This is a genomic window from Agrobacterium sp. El2ro-1b, assembly GCF_048298475.1.
Taxonomy (GTDB): Bacteria; Pseudomonadota; Alphaproteobacteria; order Rhizobiales; family Rhizobiaceae; genus Agrobacterium; species Agrobacterium fabrum.
Genome location: NZ_CP103459.1, coordinates 961,563 through 979,767 on the forward strand (window position 1 = coordinate 961,563; position 18,205 = coordinate 979,767).

The 18,205-nt window shown below is 58.9% G+C and carries 18 protein-coding genes; 6 read left to right on the top strand and 12 right to left on the bottom strand.

From position 1 onward, the window contains the following. Positions 1-141: 141 nt before the first annotated feature. A complete protein-coding gene (locus NYR50_RS18620; protein WP_418137808.1) occupies positions 142-909 on the top strand; it encodes an alpha/beta hydrolase in 768 nt (255 codons plus the stop codon). Positions 910-1,155: 246 nt separating this feature from the next. Here the strand turns inward: NYR50_RS18620 and NYR50_RS18625 are convergent, their stop codons facing one another. Continuing rightward, a complete protein-coding gene (locus NYR50_RS18625) occupies positions 1,156-1,953 on the bottom strand; it encodes an alpha/beta fold hydrolase (protein ID WP_418137809.1) in 798 nt (265 codons plus the stop codon). Positions 1,954-2,095: 142 nt separating this feature from the next. On the opposite strand from NYR50_RS18625, the gene NYR50_RS18630 reads away from it, so the two are divergent. Next, positions 2,096-2,563 (top strand): MarR family winged helix-turn-helix transcriptional regulator, encoded by a 468-nt coding sequence (locus NYR50_RS18630; RefSeq protein ID WP_418137810.1) that lies wholly within the window; start codon positions 2,096-2,098, stop codon positions 2,561-2,563. A gap of 25 nt (positions 2,564-2,588) precedes the next feature. On the opposite strand, the gene NYR50_RS18635 is transcribed toward NYR50_RS18630, so the two are convergent. Beyond that, positions 2,589-3,368, bottom strand: a complete 780-nt coding sequence (locus NYR50_RS18635) for an SDR family oxidoreductase (RefSeq protein WP_418137811.1) — start codon at positions 3,366-3,368, stop codon at positions 2,589-2,591. Beyond that, entirely contained in the window at positions 3,365-3,694 is a 330-nt protein-coding gene (locus tag NYR50_RS18640; RefSeq protein ID WP_418137812.1) for a nuclear transport factor 2 family protein, read from the bottom strand. Before NYR50_RS18640 ends, NYR50_RS18635 begins: the two co-directional genes overlap by 4 nt. 139 nt (positions 3,695-3,833) lie before the next feature. Between NYR50_RS18640 and NYR50_RS18645 the strand changes: the two genes are divergently transcribed. Next, positions 3,834-4,745 carry a LysR family transcriptional regulator gene (locus NYR50_RS18645; protein WP_418137813.1) on the top strand — a complete coding sequence of 304 codons (912 nt, stop codon included), beginning with the start codon at positions 3,834-3,836 and terminating at the stop codon, positions 4,743-4,745. 454 nt (positions 4,746-5,199) lie between these two features. On the opposite strand, the gene NYR50_RS18650 is transcribed toward NYR50_RS18645, so the two are convergent. From NYR50_RS18650 to NYR50_RS18665, 4 genes are all read right to left on the bottom strand, one after another. Then, positions 5,200-6,204 carry an NADP-dependent oxidoreductase gene (locus NYR50_RS18650; RefSeq protein ID WP_418137814.1) on the bottom strand — a complete coding sequence of 335 codons (1,005 nt, stop codon included), beginning with the start codon at positions 6,202-6,204 and terminating at the stop codon, positions 5,200-5,202. Positions 6,205-6,235: 31 nt separating this feature from the next. Next, on the bottom strand, positions 6,236-7,099 hold the full coding sequence (locus NYR50_RS18655; protein WP_418137815.1) for an alpha/beta fold hydrolase: 864 nt from the start codon (positions 7,097-7,099) through the stop codon (positions 6,236-6,238). A 126-nt stretch (positions 7,100-7,225) separates the two neighbouring features. Beyond that, positions 7,226-8,320 (bottom strand): alkene reductase, encoded by a 1,095-nt coding sequence (locus tag NYR50_RS18660; RefSeq protein WP_418137816.1) that lies wholly within the window; start codon positions 8,318-8,320, stop codon positions 7,226-7,228. 55 nt (positions 8,321-8,375) lie between these two features. Further along, positions 8,376-9,164 (bottom strand): SDR family NAD(P)-dependent oxidoreductase, encoded by a 789-nt coding sequence (locus NYR50_RS18665; RefSeq protein ID WP_174010872.1) that lies wholly within the window; start codon positions 9,162-9,164, stop codon positions 8,376-8,378. 110 nt (positions 9,165-9,274) lie between these two features. Here NYR50_RS18665 and NYR50_RS18670 point away from each other — a divergent pair, with 110 nt between their 5' ends. Next, on the top strand, positions 9,275-9,823 hold the full coding sequence (locus NYR50_RS18670) for a TetR/AcrR family transcriptional regulator (protein ID WP_174010871.1): 549 nt from the start codon (positions 9,275-9,277) through the stop codon (positions 9,821-9,823). A gap of 371 nt (positions 9,824-10,194) precedes the next feature. Here NYR50_RS18670 and NYR50_RS18675 read toward each other — a convergent pair whose 3' ends face one another. The 4 genes from NYR50_RS18675 to NYR50_RS18690 form a co-directional block, all read right to left on the bottom strand. After that, positions 10,195-10,938, bottom strand: a complete 744-nt coding sequence (locus NYR50_RS18675) for an ABC transporter ATP-binding protein (RefSeq protein WP_418137817.1) — start codon at positions 10,936-10,938, stop codon at positions 10,195-10,197. Continuing rightward, positions 10,935-12,095 (bottom strand): ABC transporter permease, encoded by a 1,161-nt coding sequence (locus NYR50_RS18680; RefSeq protein ID WP_418137818.1) that lies wholly within the window; start codon positions 12,093-12,095, stop codon positions 10,935-10,937. Before NYR50_RS18680 ends, NYR50_RS18675 begins: the two co-directional genes overlap by 4 nt. Beyond that, the gene (locus tag NYR50_RS18685; protein ID WP_418137819.1) at positions 12,092-13,435 is read right to left on the bottom strand and encodes an efflux RND transporter periplasmic adaptor subunit; all 1,344 of its coding nucleotides are present in this window, start codon (positions 13,433-13,435) and stop codon (positions 12,092-12,094) included. Before NYR50_RS18685 ends, NYR50_RS18680 begins: the two co-directional genes overlap by 4 nt. A gap of 492 nt (positions 13,436-13,927) precedes the next feature. Continuing rightward, a complete protein-coding gene (locus tag NYR50_RS18690) occupies positions 13,928-14,530 on the bottom strand; it encodes an SH3 domain-containing protein (protein WP_418137820.1) in 603 nt (200 codons plus the stop codon). Positions 14,531-14,772: 242 nt separating this feature from the next. Between NYR50_RS18690 and NYR50_RS18695 the strand changes: the two genes are divergently transcribed. Then, a complete protein-coding gene (locus tag NYR50_RS18695; protein ID WP_418137821.1) occupies positions 14,773-15,495 on the top strand; it encodes a response regulator in 723 nt (240 codons plus the stop codon). A gap of 50 nt (positions 15,496-15,545) precedes the next feature. Then, a complete protein-coding gene (locus NYR50_RS18700; RefSeq protein ID WP_418137822.1) occupies positions 15,546-16,844 on the top strand; it encodes a sensor histidine kinase in 1,299 nt (432 codons plus the stop codon). Positions 16,845-17,365: 521 nt separating this feature from the next. Here the strand turns inward: NYR50_RS18700 and NYR50_RS18705 are convergent. Further along, positions 17,366-18,193 carry an oxidoreductase gene (locus NYR50_RS18705; RefSeq protein WP_418137823.1) on the bottom strand — a complete coding sequence of 276 codons (828 nt, stop codon included), beginning with the start codon at positions 18,191-18,193 and terminating at the stop codon, positions 17,366-17,368. Between the last annotated feature and the right edge of the window lie 12 nt (positions 18,194-18,205).

Here is an 18,205-nt window from a genome sequence, read left to right on the forward strand (position 1 = left end):
TCAAAACGATAATACGCAGACAGTGCAAAGTTTTACCCGCAGACGACGGATCACCCGACCCGACAGGGCTACCACTGGAAAACATAGCAGATCATCCAGACCGATCAACCGCGCAGACGCGCCGCAAATGGAACCTCAAAAATGAAAACTCTTCTCACGTCCGCCCTGATGCTCTCATCCACCATCCTGGGCATCGCACCGGCCTTCGCCCAGTCTTCTCCCACGCAAGCCATCAAGAACATTGTGCTGGTGCATGGCGCCTTCATCGATGAGACCAGCTGGGACGGCGTCGCAGCTATTCTTACCGCCAAGGGCTATAAGGTGACCGCCGTCAAGAACCCGCTGACCTCGCTGGCCGACGATGTCGCCGCCACCAACGCAGTTCTCGATGCTCAGGATGGCCCGACCGTGCTCGTCGGTCATTCCTGGGGCGGCGTGGTCATCGGGGAAGCCGGCAATAATTCCAAGGTCGCATCGCTGGTCTATGTGTCCGCGTTCGCACCGGAAAAGGGGGAGACGATTTCCGCGCTGGCCGCGAGTGGTCCGGCCACGCCGGGCGTCAAGGCCATCCGACCCGACGCCAAAGGCTATCTGACGATCGATCCCGCCGTCTTCCCAAGCGCCGTGGCTGGCGATCTGCCCAAGCAAATCGGCGAGCACCTGGCGGCCCACCAGATGCCCATCAATCATATTGCCTTCGATACTCCGGCCGAAGTCGCCGCCTGGCACGACAAGCCGAGCTGGTATGTTCTTAGCTCGAAAGATCTCACTCTCGATCCTCACGCACAGGAATTCTTTGCCGAGCGCATCAAGGCAAAGCTGACCAAGGTTGATGGTAGCCATGCTTCTCTGGCGTCGCATGCCTCAGAGGTCGCCGCTGTCATCGAAGCGGCAGCCGGAGCCAAGTAATCGCGAGCTTCCGCGACACCCGAACACTTCTGGTGACGACGTCACCGCACTACATACCCCGACTTTTTCGAAAAGTCGGGGTACACGACGCCCCCCTGCTCCAGATAGGCGGACAGAATAATGCTAGTAGCCTCGCAGATCAGGGATCCAGTGTACCGCCGATCTCACTACTGCCGTGCACAAGATTAAGATAACTCGATCAGCGCTATCGGGAGAGTCCTTGACCGTCCCGACAGCGCCAGTCGATCACTGCTTCTTTGCCGACACTGTCGTGGCAGCCTGATCGATTGTATCGGCAACCACAGTCGGTTGTGTCATGAACAGGGCATGGCTCGCCGACACTTTGGTGATCTTCGCCTTGATGCGCTCTGCCATATGGATCAGCATAGCCTGATCGAATGCCTTATCTTCTTTGGCGATGACGGCCCAGCTCGGCTTGGTCCGCCAAGCAGCATTCTCGAGCTTGGTACCGAACGCCGACATGTTGATCGGCACCTGCGAAGCGCTCATGAATGTAGCTTCGGCATCGCTGACGTCATGTGCGAAACCGGCTTTGAACTTGGCCGGGCTGACATATCCAAACCCATCCTCTGTCGTTTCGATGACAAATTCCGATGCGGGAGCAAACCCTTCATATTGCTGCGCCGTTGTCTCGCCAGCATCCGGGGAGAGCGCAGAGACATAGACGAGGCCTGCAACCTTCGGATCGATGCCCGCTTCCGTGATGACCGTGCCACCCCAGGAATGTCCTACCAGTATAACCGGGCCATCCTGCCGTTCCAGTGCACGTTTGGTGGCGGCGACATCGTCCGCCAGAGAGGTCAGAGGGTTCTGCACAATCGTGACGCGATAGCCTCGTTTCATGAGATTGTCGTAAACACCCTTCCAGCCGGAACCATCAGCAAAGGCGCCGTGAACCAGAACGACGTTTTTCACGGTTTGATCTTTGGGAATGGTGTCGGCTGCATTCGCCGCCGGCAAAGCAACTGACAGTGAGGCTGCAGCAGCGATTGCGGAAATTGTTGCGATAGGCTTGCGTGTCATGGCGTTCTCCTCGGTTTTTGCGATAACTGTTATCGCGATATCTATTAAGTTTCATACCCGAACCTGCTCGTCAACATAATTCTTATCGCGATATTTGTTTTTGTGATAAGTTCGTTTATATGAACATCTACAGGAGTTCAGAATGACCAAACGCCACAACGATCCCCCGCCCCTGCGCGACCAGCTATGCTATGCGATTTACAGTGTCGGCATCGCTATCCAGCGCGCATACAAGCCGCTGCTTGACGAGCTCGGACTGACCTATCCGCAATATCTCGTCCTGAACGTGCTCTGGGCGGAAGACGAGCAGACGGTAGTGTCGATTGCAGATCAGCTAGCTTTGGAATCCAGCACGCTCACCCCGCTCTTAAAGCGGCTTGAAGCAGCAGGACACCTAAGTCGGACGCGCAACCTGAACAACGAACGGCAGGTCCTGGTGGCGCTGACAGACAAGGGCCGTGCCTTGCAGCACAAGGCAGGCTGTCTCAGCGATACCTTGCTGGCAGCCTCTACCCAAACACCCCCGGAACTGGCTGCCTTGAACCGTGACGTGCGGCATCTTCGTGACGCGATCTACTCGCAGATCGGCGGGTGGGACGCACCCACCTGACCCGCAGGAGCATTCGATGGCCAGTTCAAGCGGTCGGAACCGTCCCACCGTCGATCACATGCTCGGTTCCCGTAATCGATGCGGCCCGATCCGATGCAAGGAACGCAATGAGATCAGCAACCTCTTCCGGTTTGGCCGGTCGCCCAAGCGGTATGCCGCCGAGGGAGTTCATGATCACCTGCATTGCCGCGTCGTACTCGATGCCGGCTTCCTTGGCGATGCGGAGAGCCAGACCGTTAGCCCCCGGATCGGCGATCCAGCCGGGAGAGACCCGTACCACCCGCACACCCTTCGGAGAAACCTCTTTGGAGATGCTTTTGCTGTAGGTGTTGAGGGCTCCTTTGGCCGAAGCATAACCGGTCGTCGCCTCAGGCAGCGGAAGGTTTCTCTGGATCGAGGTGACGTGGATGACGACACCGCTTCCCTGAGCGACCATTCCGGGGATGAGAGCGCGATCCAGCCTGACCGCCGGGAAAAAGTTGAGGTTGAACTCTTTCTCCCATTCATCGTCGGTGAGGGCGGTGAAGCCGCCTGAAGGGGCCGAAGAACCGCCCAGCACGTTCACGAGAATATCGAGGCCGCCGAGTTCCCGCTGGACTGCATCGACAACGGCTTTGACTCCCTCCGTGGTGGTCAGGTCGGCTTCGACAAACGCCGCTCCCGCCAAGTCAGCAGGCTTCTTACGAGCGGTAGTCAGTACGCTGGCACCAAGCTCTTTGAACAGCGCCACGGTAGCAGCGCCGGCGCCCGAAGTCCCGCCGGTGATGAGGGCGCGACGGCCCTGCAAGGTGAGGAAGTTTGTCATACGGCGATCTCCAGTTCGGCGACCTTGTCGTTCGCGAGGACGAAGAAGAAGCGCAGATCAATGGGGCTGCCGGGGAAGTCGCCGGCGGCATGGGCCGTTACCTGGGTTTTTCCGTTTTCGGTGGTCATGAGGAAGGGCTCGACCGTGTAGCTGTATTGCTGAGCTTCATCAGCCATCCATGCGCGGATGGCATCACCGCCCCTGTGGGTCTTGCCCTTGTCTTTCACGATGCCGTCGTCGGTGAATGTGGCAGCGATCGCATCTGGGCTGCTTGTCCGGTCGGCCTCGAAATACGCCTCGATGGCCTTGGGTAATTTGAGTGTCATGGTTCCACCATTCCTGGTTTCAGCCTCTGCCAGCTGAGGGCGCCGCCCCCCTCTGGAGGACGATGACGGTAATTTAAGATGAGTTGGTTGACACGATAACCAGGATAAAAGAGGATGAGGAGTTTCGGAAAGAGGGATAATGACACGTTCTGTTCTCGTCGATCTGGACGCCGTCCTCAGCATTGCGCGCCTGGGCTCGTTCAGGGCTGCCGCGCTCGAGCTCGGCATGTCCACCACAGCATTGAGCAACGCCGTTGCAAAGCTGGAGCAGCGTCTCGGCGTTCGCCTGTTCAACCGGACAACGCGTAGCGTTTCGCTCACCGACGCGGGAAAAACCTTTGCCGAGCGGGTTGGCCCGGCAATGATGGATATCCACGATGCCATGCTTACGGTCCAGTCTCTCCAGGCAACGCCGGCAGGCACATTGCGCATCAATGCCTTCGCGACGGCAGCCCGGGAGGTGATGGAACCGCTCATATTGTCGTTCATGCAGCGCTACCCCCAGGTCCATATCGATCTGGTCACGGAAGGACGGATCGTTGACATCGTTGCGGCGGGCTTCGACCTAGGCTTGAGGCCAGCCGATCTGGTGCCGACCGACATGATCGCCGTGCCACTCGGTTTGACGCGCTGCAATGCCGTTGTCGCATCACCAGACTTCCTGCGCGCACATGGCAGGCCAACCGTACCAGCGGACCTCTACCGGTTTCGCTGCATTCGTGCCCGTCTGCCCAATAACGCCTTGTTTCGGTGGAAATTTGAAAAGGACGGGGATGCTATGCAGATCGATGTGCAAGGCTCGATCACCCTCGACGAGTCAAGCCTGGTCAGGATAGCGGCTCAAAATGGCGTCGGGCTCGGATACGTTATGGAGGCGGATGTACGCGATGACATAGCAGCCGGCCGCTTGGTGCGCGTTCTCGAAGACTGGACGCCCGCGTTGGCGCCGTTAGCGCTGTACTACCCCGGCAGGAAAAACCCACCGGCCGCCTTCAGTGCGTTCGTTCAGGCTGCGCGAGAATTTGCCATCGATAATCGTCGGGCGAATTAGTCAGGTTTCATCGACATCATCGCTAAACGCGACCATAATTTGGCGCCCGTGTTGTTGTGAAGCTTTGTCCGGAAAACGACCGATTTGCGGACACCGAGAATATTCAGCTCGCACGCCACACTTACCTGATACTTTGCCGCTGACGAATTCATGATGTGAGTCGATTGCTTCTCGATCAACTGTGGCGAAACTGAAGTAACTTCTGCCGTTTTTTCAATGGCTTGGCGGCCCACGCAAGCACACTAAGAAATGCCGGGAGACTTTGATGAAGTCTCAAATTAAATGCCAAGCGAAATCCAAACGGCCGCATTCTTGCGATTAAGTGCCAAACGACAGCCGCCGTCGATTGACGGGGTGCAACACGTTCTCTCCAAAATTGCGTCTCGGGTCCGGCTCCAGTCTGCCCGCTAGGGATAGCAAATAGCGCGCTGGTCGCAGGACAAGAATACCATTATTAGCGATCGTCGGCGATCACGACCTTCCCTCTGGTGCGCCCCTTCTCGACATAGGCCAGCGCCTCTGCAGTCTGCGCAAAGGGAAACACCTTGTCCACGACCGGACGGATGAGGCCGGCGTCGATCAATTTGGCGATCTCGGTCAGTTGTTGACCATCCGCGCGCATGAACAGAAACGAATAGTCGACGCCACGGCTCTTTGCCTTTTTCAAAATGTTACGGCTAAGCATCCCCATGACGAAGCGCAGGACCAGATTCAGCCGCAGGGACTTGGCAAAGGGAACGTCGGGCGGACCGGAGATCGATATCAGCTTTCCGCCCGGTTTCAGGACGTTCAACGACTTTGCGAGCGTCTTGGCATCCTGGCTGTTCAGCACCAGGTCGTAACCGGACAGCACCTGTTCGAAGTCCTGCGTCCTATAGTCGATCACCACATCCGCGCCGAGGCTTTTGACCAGTTCGGCATTCGCAGCACTCGTCGTGGTCGCGACGGTTGCGCCCAGATGCTTGGCGAGCTGGATGGCGAAGGTGCCGACACCGCCGGAACCAGCCTGAATGAACACCTTCTGACCGGGCTTGACCTTGCCGACCTCGACCAGCGCCTGCCAGGCGGTCAGGCCGACGAGCGGGATCGACGCTGCCTGTTCCATGGAGAGACTCGTCGGTTTCAGCGCAAGGTCTGCGGCATCGACCGCGATCATCTCTGCGAAGGTGCCGGCCCTCAGATCGCGCGGACGGGCATAAACCTCGTCCCCAGCCTTGAAGTTACGCACATTGGCGCCGACGCGGATGACTGTTCCGGCCAGATCGTGGCCGAGAATGAAGGGGAGGCGATAGGGCACGAACAGCTTGAATTCTCCATCGCGCAACTTGGAATCGAGGAGGTTGATCGCGGTGGCATGGATACGAACCAGAACATCATCGGCGCCGATGACCGGTTCAGGCATATCGGCGAGGCGCAGGGGGCCGTTCTTCTTGTATTTGTCTACGACGAAGGCTTTCACGGTCGTTCTCCGGTTTGAAACGATTGTCAGCTCAGGCAGCCAGGAAAGCCAGCGCTTTCGGCACGAACTCGGAATGGTATTGGAAGATGCCACCATGACCGGCATCACCGTAGATCACCAGTTCGGCATGCGGGATACGCTTGGCCATATCGCGACTGTTGGATGTCGGGACCATGATGTCATTATCTCCATTGGCGACGAGAACGGGAACAGTAATCCGCCCCAGATCCTGCGGTGCCTGACGCCCCCAGGCCTTGATCGCCGCAAGCTGGCGCAGGAACGCGCGCGGTGTCGGATCCTTGTCGCGATCGATCTTGCGCTCTTTCAGGCGCGCCAGAAAATCTTTTGCTGCCCGACGTCCATTGGCGGTCGAGGTGAAGAACAGATAGGTCTTCGGGTCGTGCAGCGTCAGCATGCCCTTGAGGATCAGGGGCCATGAGACAGCGCCGACCCGCTCAATACCCACGCCACCCGCAGGCCCCGTGCCGGTCAGGATCAGCTTGCGCACCAGACCGGGGGCCTTGAACACAATATCCTGCGCCACGAAGCCGCCCAGCGAAAAGCCCAACAGGTCAATCGTGGCAAAGCCCAGCTTGCCGATGACAGCCAGTACATCACGGGCCATCTCATCGATGGTCACGGGGGCCAGCCCGCCGGAAAGGCCGATCCCCCGGTAGTCCAATGCAATCACGTGATGCGAAGCGGCAAGTCCATCGACAATCCGCGGATCGAAATTGTCGAGAACAGCGCCCCAGTGATTGAGCAAGACCAGCGGGACACCGCCGCGCGGACCAAGCTCGCGATAGGCAAAGCGAATGTTCTCCACGGTGACGAAGCGGTTGGCAGCGTCGCGGTAGTGGCTGGTCGATGCTGTCGTCATTGATGCGTCGATCATGATTGGCCTGCTTACGCCCGCAATCGGGCCGATGGAATGAGAATACTGTCTCAGGCGATGTCGAACAGTTTGCGCCGTGAGCTTATATCGAGAGCTGGGCCGCAGCGAGGTGCGGCCCCTGATGTCTCAACTGCCAGATGTCTCGGCAAAGCGGGGATAGTCGGTGTAGCCCTCAGCACCGCCGCCATAGAGCGTGGCCGGGTTGATATCAGCCAGCGGCGCGTTGCTCTGCAGCCGTTCCACGAGATCCGGATTGGCGATGAATGGACGGCCGAAGGCGATGAGATCCGCCTTGCCATCGGCAAGATGCGACGCAGCGAGCTCGAGACTATAACCATTGTTGGCGATATAGGTCTTGCTGAATCGGCGGCGCAGTGATCCATAATCAAAGGGTGCAACATCGCGCGGGCCGCCCGTGGCGCCCTCGACGACGTGGATGTAGGCGATGCCGAGAGCATCGAGCTCGTCGACGATATAATCGTACTGCGCCTGGGGGTCGCTGCAGGAAATGCCGTTGGCGGGTGAGACCGGCGAAATCCGGATCCCGGTGCGCCCGGCGCCGATTTCCTGTGCGACCGCTGCGGTGACTTCCAGTAACAGACGGGCGCGATTTTCCACGGAGCCGCCATAGGCATCCGTTCGGACGTTGGCGCCGTCCTTGGCGAACTGTTCGAGCAGATAGCCGTTGGCCCCGTGAACCTCGACCCCGTCGAAACCCGCCTTGATGGCATTGGCGGCGGCCTGACGGAAGTCGTTGACGATGCCCGGGAGTTCATCGATCTCCAGCGCGCGGGGTTCTGAAACCTCGACGAAAGCATTGTTGACGAAGGTCTTGGTCGAGGCACGAATAGCAGACGGCGCTACCGGCTGGCCGCCATTGGGCTGCAAGTCGACATGGCTGATGCGACCGACATGCCAGAGTTGCAGGATGATGCGACCGCCTTTGTCGTGAACGGCGGCAGTCACCTTGCGCCAGCCGTCGATCTGCGCCTGGGTATAGATACCGGGCGTGTCCTGATAGCCCTGCCCCTGCTGGGAGATCTGCGAAGCCTCGGTAATTATGACCCCTGCCGAAGCGCGCTGGGCATAATACTCGGCGCTCAGATCGCCGGGCACGAAACCCGCACCGGCACGGTTGCGGGTTAGCGGCGCCATGACGATGCGGTTGGAAACCTGAATGGCACCGAGGGCGTAGGGTTCGAAAAGTGTCTTGTCGGTCATGATTTACCTATGGTGTTTGCTGTGCTGCGGCGTTGGCGCGCTGGCTGGGGGACGCTCAGACGGGGTTCCGATACCGTTCGCCGGGCAGTGCATTGCCGAAGTTGGCCATCATGGTCTTGCGGGCGAGATCGAATGCCTCCCACTGGCCGGCATCCGGAAGCGGCGGGATGGTAACCGGCTCGCGGCGGTCGAACCCGACCAGGGCTGCATCCACGAGATCGCCCACTTCCATGACATTGCTCAGGGCGTTGACGTCGGCGCCGACATGCCCCCAGATCTCGGTCCGGGTCGTCGCGGGAAGCACGGCCTGGACGTAGACGCCCTTCGGTCCGAGTTCGTGCGCAAGCCCCTGCGACAGGAACAGCACGAAGGCCTTTGTCGCGCCGTAGACCGTCATCGCGAATTCCGGCGCGAGGCCCACGACGGAACCGATATTGACGATTGCGCCCTCGCCGTTCTTGGCAAGACGGGGAGCGATGGCGCTGGAAAGCCGGACAAGTGCGGTCGCGTTGAGCGCAATCAGCTTGGTCATGTCGTCGACGCTCTGGTCGACAAAGGTTCCGGCGATCGCCGTTCCGGCATTGTTGACGAGAATGCCGATGCGCTCATCGTCACGCAGCCTGGTTTCGACCTTCACAAGATCCGTCGCCTGGGTGAGATCGGCCGGTAGAATATCGATCCTCACACCAGTTTCCTGGCCCAGACGACTCGCGAGCGCCTCCATGCGAGCCATGTCTCGGGCGACCAGCACGAGATCATGCCCGCGCCGGGCGAAGCGCTCGGCATAGGTGGCGCCAATGCCCGTGGAGGCGCCGGTAATCAGGACGGTAGGAATTTGGCTCATCGGATTGCTCTTTTCTCTGCTTGAACCTATATTCATGACGATCATCATGATTGATTTAAATATGATGATCATCATGTAAAAGTCAACGGGCGTTGCGGAGAATTGTGAAAATGAAGGTCAGCAGAGAACAGATGGCGGAGAACAAACGCCGGATTCTCGACGTCGCCAGCCGGTTGTTCAAGGACAAGGGTTTCGAGTCGGTCAGCGTCGCTGAAGTCATGAAGGCGGCCGGACTGACCCATGGCGGGTTCTACGGGCACTTCACTTCCAAGGACGATCTGGTGGCGCAGACGCTGGCGCACGCTCTAGCGGCAGACAGTTACGGAGACGGCGAGTTCAGCGATTTTGTCCGATCCTATCTCGCGCCTCGCCACCGCGATAATCCGGGCAATGGCTGCCCAACCGCAGGCCTCGCCGCCGCCATTCGTCACCAGACGCCAGCCGCGAAAGCCGCCATGACCGAAGGGTTGCGTGCGCAGATCGCTCGTATCGAGAAGGCACTCCCGAAGAAGGGTTCAACCGACACGCGCCGTGCAGCGATCGGAAGTTGGGCGGCGATGGTGGGAGCCGTCATCCTCGCCAGAGCGGTCGATGACCCTGAATTATCAGACGAGGTTCTTGATGAGACGCGCGCATGGATCGACAGCCGCGTCGAATAGGTCGCACGGGGCCGAGCAGACGTCGTGACGATCATCGCCATCGTATTTCACTCTATCTGATCGACCGTACATGGTTCATCCGCCGCCAGCAGCGCTGTTCTACAAGATTGACTGCGGTCCGTTGCTAAAGAGGCAGGCTTTTATTTTATGACACCAACCTCCATGGATGACATGAGACAACGATGATCAATCGGGGCGCAACCGACGGTGTGGCTCAGGCGATGGTCGATATGCTGACTGCGAAGAACGAGGGGATGGATCATGTCCTCCCCAGAACGACGACGCTACTCACGCCCACCACATTCCGGCAATGAGTCGAATCGCTCATCAAACCATCGATCAGTGCTTGAAGACCGCGCAAGCGCAGTTTGTCATGTCCTGCTCTGAACCGTGTCGGCCAAACCGCTCGCAACAGACGCGGTGACATTTTCTGCCACGATACGGCCGTCTCTGAGTTCGATCGTTCTGTCGAAGAGATCCTGCACACGCGGATCATGGGTGACCACCGCCACGCCCGCACGCCTCGTATCGGCGATCTGTCGAAACAAAGAGATCACCTGGCGTCCGCGCACACTGTCGAGCGCCGCCGTGGGCTCGTCAGCAAGGATGAGGGCAGGATCATTTGCCAACGACCGCGCAACGGCCACACGTTGCTGCTCGCCTCCCGACAGCCGCGCCGGAAGATTGCCGACGCGGTGCGCAAGATCGACGCTGCCGAGGAGGTGCGAAGCATAATCGCGCGCGGCACGTGCTGGCACATCGTCGATCTCAAGCGCCAACGCCACGTTTTCCACCGCCGTCAGAAACGGAATGAGATTGGCCTTCTGGAAAACGAAGCCGATATTGTTGCGCCGGAAGTCACGGAGCCTGTCGAGGTCAGCACCCGGCTCTAAAACGAGCCGCTCACGGATGTAGATCTCTCCCGTTGTGGGCGGCTCCAGAAGCCCGGCAATCAGCAGCAGTGTGCTTTTGCCGGAACCACTAGGTCCCAGTATGCCAACGACTTCGCCCGGATGAATATCGAACGAGACGCCGTCAAGGGCGCGCACCACAGTCTCCCCGCTACGGTAGTGGCGGGCTGCGTTGCGGACGCTGAGAATCGGGCTCACGCTCATGACAGAATTTCCTGCGCCCGAACTTTAAGAGCTCTCGAAATGCCGAGCAGGCTGGCAAATCCGCAGATAACAGCCATGGCAAGCGCGAGTATGCCGATGTCAGGGAGATCGATCACAACCCTGCGCGGAAAATAGGGGAAGATCAAATGGGACAGGACAAGACCGAGAACCAAGCTGCCTGCCCCAATCAGATAGGACTGCAGGGCGATCATGCCGACAATCACGGAGTTGCGTGCGCCGATCAGCTTCATCATGGCGATCTGATGTCGCTTTTCCATGGTTAGCATGTAAATGATGAGCGAAACGACGATGGCCATCACAAGCATAAGGACTGCGGTGAAGGCGAGGATCTGCACTCTCAGCCGCCAAAGCCTCTGGTTAAGAAGCAGGCTTTCCTGATCGGCCTTGCTCAGAACGTTTGCGTCTCCCCAGGCCATGATCGCCGCGCGGACGGCCTTCTCGTCAGCAGCCTGCTTGAGCGTTACCAGCGTCGCGGCAATCTTGCTGTCCTGTTGCACCGAACTGCCGCTTGCACCGCTTCGGCCAGCGTCTGGCTCCTTTCGGGCAAGCATCACCTCTTCGCTTGTCCGTCGTTGAGCGATCGCCATGGCATCGTTCACGGCAACGAAAAGTAGTCCGTCACCGCTCATGTCGACCATCCCTCGCGCCAGGCCAACGATGGTGTAATCGTCCTGTCCCAGCCGGACTCGATCACCGAGACTGAGCCCGATGCTTGCGTCTGCAATAGCCTCGAAGTGGCTGCTTTCCAGATATCGACCTGCTGTCAGCAGCACCCATTCGCCTCGGTCCTTGGGATAATCGATCCCGGTAATAGAGGCGCGCATTTGCCGACCGCGAAAGGAAAATTGCTGGCTGATCTGCACAAAGCGGCGGACGCCAGCCACGCCGGCAATGCCCTCCACCCGGCGATCCATATCGGAGGATATCGCAGAGCTTTCGGAAAAGGGACCAGAGCGGCCTCCTTGCACCACCCAAAGATCGGCGCCGATCCGGTCAATAATCACCAAAGCATCCGCAACGATGCCCCTGTAGAGACCAATCATACCGATAGACGCGGTGACCAGAAAAGCCACGCCTGCGGCGGTCATCAAAAAACGTCCCAGATTGTGGCGAATGTCCTTGAGGCCGATATTCATGGCCGGGACTCCGACTGGGCGACAGGCATGAACGCATAGACCCGCTTTGGATCAGTCATGACAACATCTCCTTTATTGAGACCACTGCGCACCTCAACCAGGTTTCCGCCAATCGATCCGAGTGCCACAGGCCGCCACGAAGCGCGGCCTCCAGCGGCCGTCCATACCCCAGGATGCCCATCGTTTCTAACAATTGCCGAAGCTGGAACGGAAATGACGTCTGACCTGCCTTCAAGAGCGATGACAGCAATACCACGCTGCCCAATCGCCCAATTCGATGGCAGTCGCTGCGGCGTGATGTCGACGGTGAACTCTCGCGTCTCGGTATCGACCTCCCGCCCAATGCGGAGGACTTTGCCGTCGATAGGAAGCTCACCTTGCGAATTGAACGTGATTTTTACGTCTTGGCCTTGGGATAGCGAAGCAATCGCGCTTTCATCAAAGCGGGCCGTCAGCACAATGCTTGAAGGATCGACAAGTTCAACAATCGCGGTACCCGGTGAAACGACATCGCCGAGATTGAGGTCTCGGGCAACCACAATACCGTCGATCGGAGCCTTGATGACCGACTTGTCCAACTGTGCCTGATTCATTTCGACCGTTGCAGCGGCTTCGGCCTCCTGCGCTTCGGCCTGCCGAATAGAGGATCCCGCCTTGGATAGATCCGCCTCGCCTTGCTGCACCGCAGTTTGCGCCGATTCCAGCGCTGACCGCGACGACACGCCGGTGGTCTGCAATTCCTCCTGACGGGCAAGCGTCGAACGGGCATTCGCAAGCGTGGCTTCAGCACGCCGGCTGTCGGCTTGGGATGCCTCCACGGCCTTGCGTGTCGCCTCTTGCGAGGCACGCGCGACGCCGAGTTGCGCTCTCAGATCGTCGGCGCTGATTTCGGCGATGATATCTCCCTTCCGCAGCACGTCATTCCGGTCGACATAGAGAGTCGTAATGACGCCCTGCAAACTGGAACTGACTTTGGCCTTGTTGATCGCGTCCAAGGTGCCGGGGCCTTTTATCTCCGCTTGGAAGAAGTCCGGACCTACCGACATCAACTCTGCAGGCTTGGGCACCAGATAGCGGATCGACAGCAGAATTGCCGTTACCGCGAGGAGGCCGACGGCAAGCAGCGCTACCGTCCTGCCTGGCCGACGTGGGGCAGAAGGAGGCCGGACGACGCTCTCGGGCTTCGGAGCTTCAGGGGGCCGATCTCCGATTGGGGCGATTGAGGTCAACGGCGTCTGACTGACAGTCTTTTCGTCGCCAGGTTCACCCGTTCGTTGACGGGTGACGTCTTCACCCTGCGAGCCCTCTTTCCTCGGCATATTGGCTGTACTTGGATGCAAGTGACTACACTCCAGACATGGTATGATCATGGCCCCTCGCCTTCATGCTTTGGCATGATAGCTATCGCATCGGGCGTCGGAAAAAGAGCAGCGGCCTTAGAACGATGGCGTAAGCATGGGATCGAAGCGCCTGGCGACGGCGGGGGCTCGCTGCCAGGCGCAGTCCGCCCGCTCTCCGTGGGGCGGCGGCGAGCGGAGACGAACCTAGTCCGGTTTCTTTGGCATCAGTTTCCCAAGCGTCTCAGAGCAGGATTTAGAAAGTTGTTCCTTTTTGCTCTGGACGCAGCCCATCAGCTGACCACCTCCTGGCCGCAGGCCGGGGCAAAGTCTTTGGAAGTCTTCGCCACAATCCTCCCGGATCTGCAGCCTCTGAGACATCGAGAGTTGCTGGGCGGAAACGTTCGAAGCAGCCGCAAGGGAGAGGATAAGGGTTATTGCGTATCTGTTCATGGTAACGCTCTCAAAGTTCGGTTTGGGTTCTGAAAGGGACTGTCAGTCGCGGGAGACTGAACCATGGCGGACCCAGACACGACCAAGCGGTCCACGATTGATCGAGGTTCCGCTGCAAGTCCCGTTGGCGCAATGGCCGAAGGCGACATGGCCCGGGCTGACAACCGCACCACCGCAGCCGCGATCGGTGCAGCCCGCAACCGCGCCACCACGGGGCGGAGGTGCTGCGGGGCGATAATACGCGTTCCACTGGCCGTACCACGGGCGGCCGACGTAATAGGTGTTCCAATATGTCTGGTTGAAGCTGACGACGGTGATACCCACGGCCGGCGCAACTACCGGCGTCACCACCGTCGGCGCGCCGCGATAAAACACCTGGACGTAGCTCGCCGAGACCCATCCTCGCTCACGTCCCCAGGACACGTCGCACCATGTCGTATTCCCCGTGCAGCCGTAAACCGTCAGGGCCGCCCGCGATGGAAGCCCGATAACGACCGGGTAGGCTGTGCTCGGACCTGCCCGCATATTGACATTGGTGACGGCGACCGCAGACATGGCGGCCGATGCCTGACCCGGCATCATGGTGCCGGCCAGGGCGGCCAATCCCACAACCAAGCCAGGCAGCATCGTTTTCCAGTTTCGCATCAACATTCTCCTGATTGATATGGCGCCCGGTGACTTGATGTGTCGACGTTGACCCAGCAGGGGGCGCCCTGTTGATGTCGGGCATGGGCCTAACGATCGACTTGCGGAGATATAGAGGTCGGCCGTAAACCGCCTTTGAACAGCTCATATCGTTTTGTTTCAGTTTGTTAACGAGCTGCAAGCGCTTGTAAAAATGCGAAAGGATGCTTGCCTTTAACGCCTGATCCAACAAAACTGGGGACATGGAAGCGCCCAGCCCATTGATCCTGATTGTTGAAGACGATGTCGAGATCCGCACACTTTTGGCGGAGCTTCTCGTTGCCGAAGGTTTTGTCGTCAGTCAGTCCAGCAACGGTCGCGAGATGGACGACGCGCTCAACAAAGCGGTTCCAGACCTTGTCGTCCTTGATCTCATGTTGCCGGGAGAGGACGGCCTTTCGATCTGCCGCAGGTTGCGAACGAACAATACCGTCCCAATCCTGATGCTGACGGCCAAGGGTGATGAGATCGATCGCGTCGTCGGCCTGGAAGTCGGGGCCGATGATTACCTGGTTAAGCCGTTCAGCCCGCGGGAGCTTACTGCCCGTATCAGGGCGATTTTGCGCCGCGCCAATATGCGCAACCCGATCGTCACCGTCCCATCGCGCCGGTTCACCTTCGACAATTTCGTGATCGACCTTGATGCGCGCCAGCTCGCGGACAATGAGGGTGTCCCTCTGGTCCTGACCAGCGCGGAGTTCGATCTGCTAGCGTGCTTCCTCAACCGGCCGCGCCGTGTCCTGACGCGCGACCAAATTCTGGACTGGACACGGGGGCGCTCGGCCGAGCCATTCGATCGCACCGTTGACGTCCTGATTTCACGGTTGCGGAAGAAATTCGAGACGGCGAGCCCCGGCTCCAACCTGATCAACACGGTGCGAAACGGTGGGTACCTATTCACCGGGCTCGTTCAACAGGTGCCGTAGTGCCATCCCTTACTCTTGCCCGTCGCCTGTCGGCCATCGTCATCGTTCTGATGCTGATTGTCTGGCTGATCATGGTTATGGGCTCTTACCTCGGTAAGGATTGGGAGGAGCAGAGTTTTCGACCGTCACCTGAGCGGCTGGCTGCGATAGTCGAGGCGGTGGAAGACGCGCGTCCCGATCAAAGGTCGGGCGTGCTTGCAGCGCTGAATACGCCGATCTTGTTCATCCACGTCGCTGAGGCTTTTACCGAAACTGCCTCAAGCGACGTATCCCGAAATGTAAGCGACGAGCTTGCCCAGCAATATCGCAGTCGCCTTGGCAACCGGGACTTTACCGTCTCGCGCTTTGCCGCATCGCGAGCGCAAAGCGACATTCCCCATTTTCCCTGGAACGACAAGTCGACGTTTGAATTCCGAATTGGCATGCGCACCGGCGAAACGCTGATCATACACAATACGTCGCCGGTGATCGCCACGCCATTCGGACTACCGATCGGCCTAGGCGCCGGTCTTCTCGGAAGTATTGCGGCACTCGGAGCTTTTTTTGCCCTCTACCGGGAGATCAGGCCGCTTGGCGAACTGGCCCGCGCCGTTGATCACATCGATCTGAATGGCGAGACGATCAAGCTTCCCGACACGAAGGGGCAAAGCACCGAGATCAGAGCCCTGGTTACAGCTTTCGATCAGATGCAGCATCGTCTGGCGCAGTTGATGCGGTCCCGAATGGCCATGATCGCCGGGATTTCTCACGATGTCCGCACGTTCGCAACGCGGCTACGGCTAAAGATCGATGCCATACCCGATGCGGACAAGAGAGATCGGGCAATCCGCGACATCACAGACATGATACGCATGCTCGACGATGCGCTGCTCGCTGCCCGGATTGGAGCCGGTGATCTTCCACAGGAACTCATTGATCTCACCCCGCTTGCGCGCAGTGAAACAATCGAAAGGCAGAAGTCAGGGGCGGACGTCAGCTTTCTTGCTCAGGCGGGCGGAAGTACGTTCATCCTGGGAGATCCGCTGTCGCTGAGACGGCTGATCGGCAATCTGATTGACAACGCCATCAAATACGCAGGATCAGCACGCGTCTCGGTCATGGTCGTTTCCGGATATGCGGTGCTTTCTGTCGAAGACGATGGTCCCGGCATCCCCCCCGACTCGGCCAATCTGCTGACCGAGCCCTTTGTTCGCGGCGACGTTTCCCGCAGTCGCGACACCGGTGGCGCGGGACTGGGGCTGGCGATCGCCAAGAACCTTGCCCGGGCGCATGGAGGCGATCTCTCCATCAGCACCGCCAAGAGTGGCGGCGCGCGGATCGAGGTTCGGATCCCGATATACGAATATTAAATGCTATGTATTTCAACCCGCCGCTCGAGCCTGTTTCATGAACGTGAAAGGCTTCGGTCGTAATTACACCGACCACAAGTCTGTATTTTATCTGGCGGTGACTGAATGGGGCCGCGGCACTGCGCACCTGCTCACAATGTCTTCAGTGGCCCAACAATAATCTTCCAGTCAGGATGATCCGGCCGGCCGGCCGATCTGGCTGCCTTAGGTATCGCCTGATTCAGATTGCCGATGAGCGTGAATCAGGCGCCCATTGATTGGCAAAACCAGTTATAAATTATGCTCGTGCCGCCCGTTGATCACTGTCGCGCGCGACCCATCAGTGATTTCAGCGCCGCCGCAGTTGTTGAAGCCCCACGCTCTATCCCAGCCTTGGCAGGGTGTTGCTGCAGCATTTCAGGAATATTACGTTTTGTTGCAGCAAGGCTGGATGGGCATCGTGCTTCACTGTCGCCTCCGGAAGGAGCGCTGGTTCGGAATAGTTCAGTCTCCTTGGCTTCGCAGAAAGACGGAAATCCTCTCTATCCATCAGTCGAGAGGGTTAGGGATTTCCACGCCTCGATTTCCTGTTGCAGCCGCTCGATCCGCGCCGTAACGTGCTTGAGAGCATCGCTGCCAAGGAGAAGTTGCGGCGGAGGATTGTCGGATTCAAGGAGCGTCAGCACGGCGGCGGCGAGCTTTTGCGGATTACCGAGTTGCTTGCCGCTCACCGCCTGACGAGCTTCGCGGATCGGATCGAACAGGATATTGTAATCCGCAATAGAACGTTCCGTGCGGACCATCGAACGACCTGCCCAGTCCGTGCGAAAGGAACCGGGGCAAAGAGTTGTAACGTGCACGCCGAATGGCGCCATTTCCGAACGCATGACCTCGGAAATGCCCTGAAGCGCGAATTTGCTGCCGCAGTAATAAGCGATTCCGGGCATTGTGATCATACCACCCATCGATGTGACATTGACGATAAAGCCGCTGCGGCGCTCACGGAACCTCGGAAGAAACGCCTTGGCCACCGCGACGGCGCCAAACACGTTCACATCGAACTGGCGGCGCATCTCCTCGATCGACGATTCCTCGAGCACCCCCTCGTGCCCGTATCCCGCATTGTTGATCAACACATCCACTGCGCCGTGTTCTTCCTCCGCCTCCTGAACCACGAGCGGAATGCGGTCAAAATTGGTGACGTCGCAAAGGATCGGGTGAACCGCGGGCAAGTTCTTCGACAAAACGTCACGTGAGGCTTCGGAGCGGATGGTTCCGATAACCGAATGCCCGGCTTCGATTGCAGCAGTTGCGATGGCCAGCCCAAAGCCTGAGTTCGCCCCAGTGATGAAGAATGTCTTCGGCGACATTTAAAACTCCTT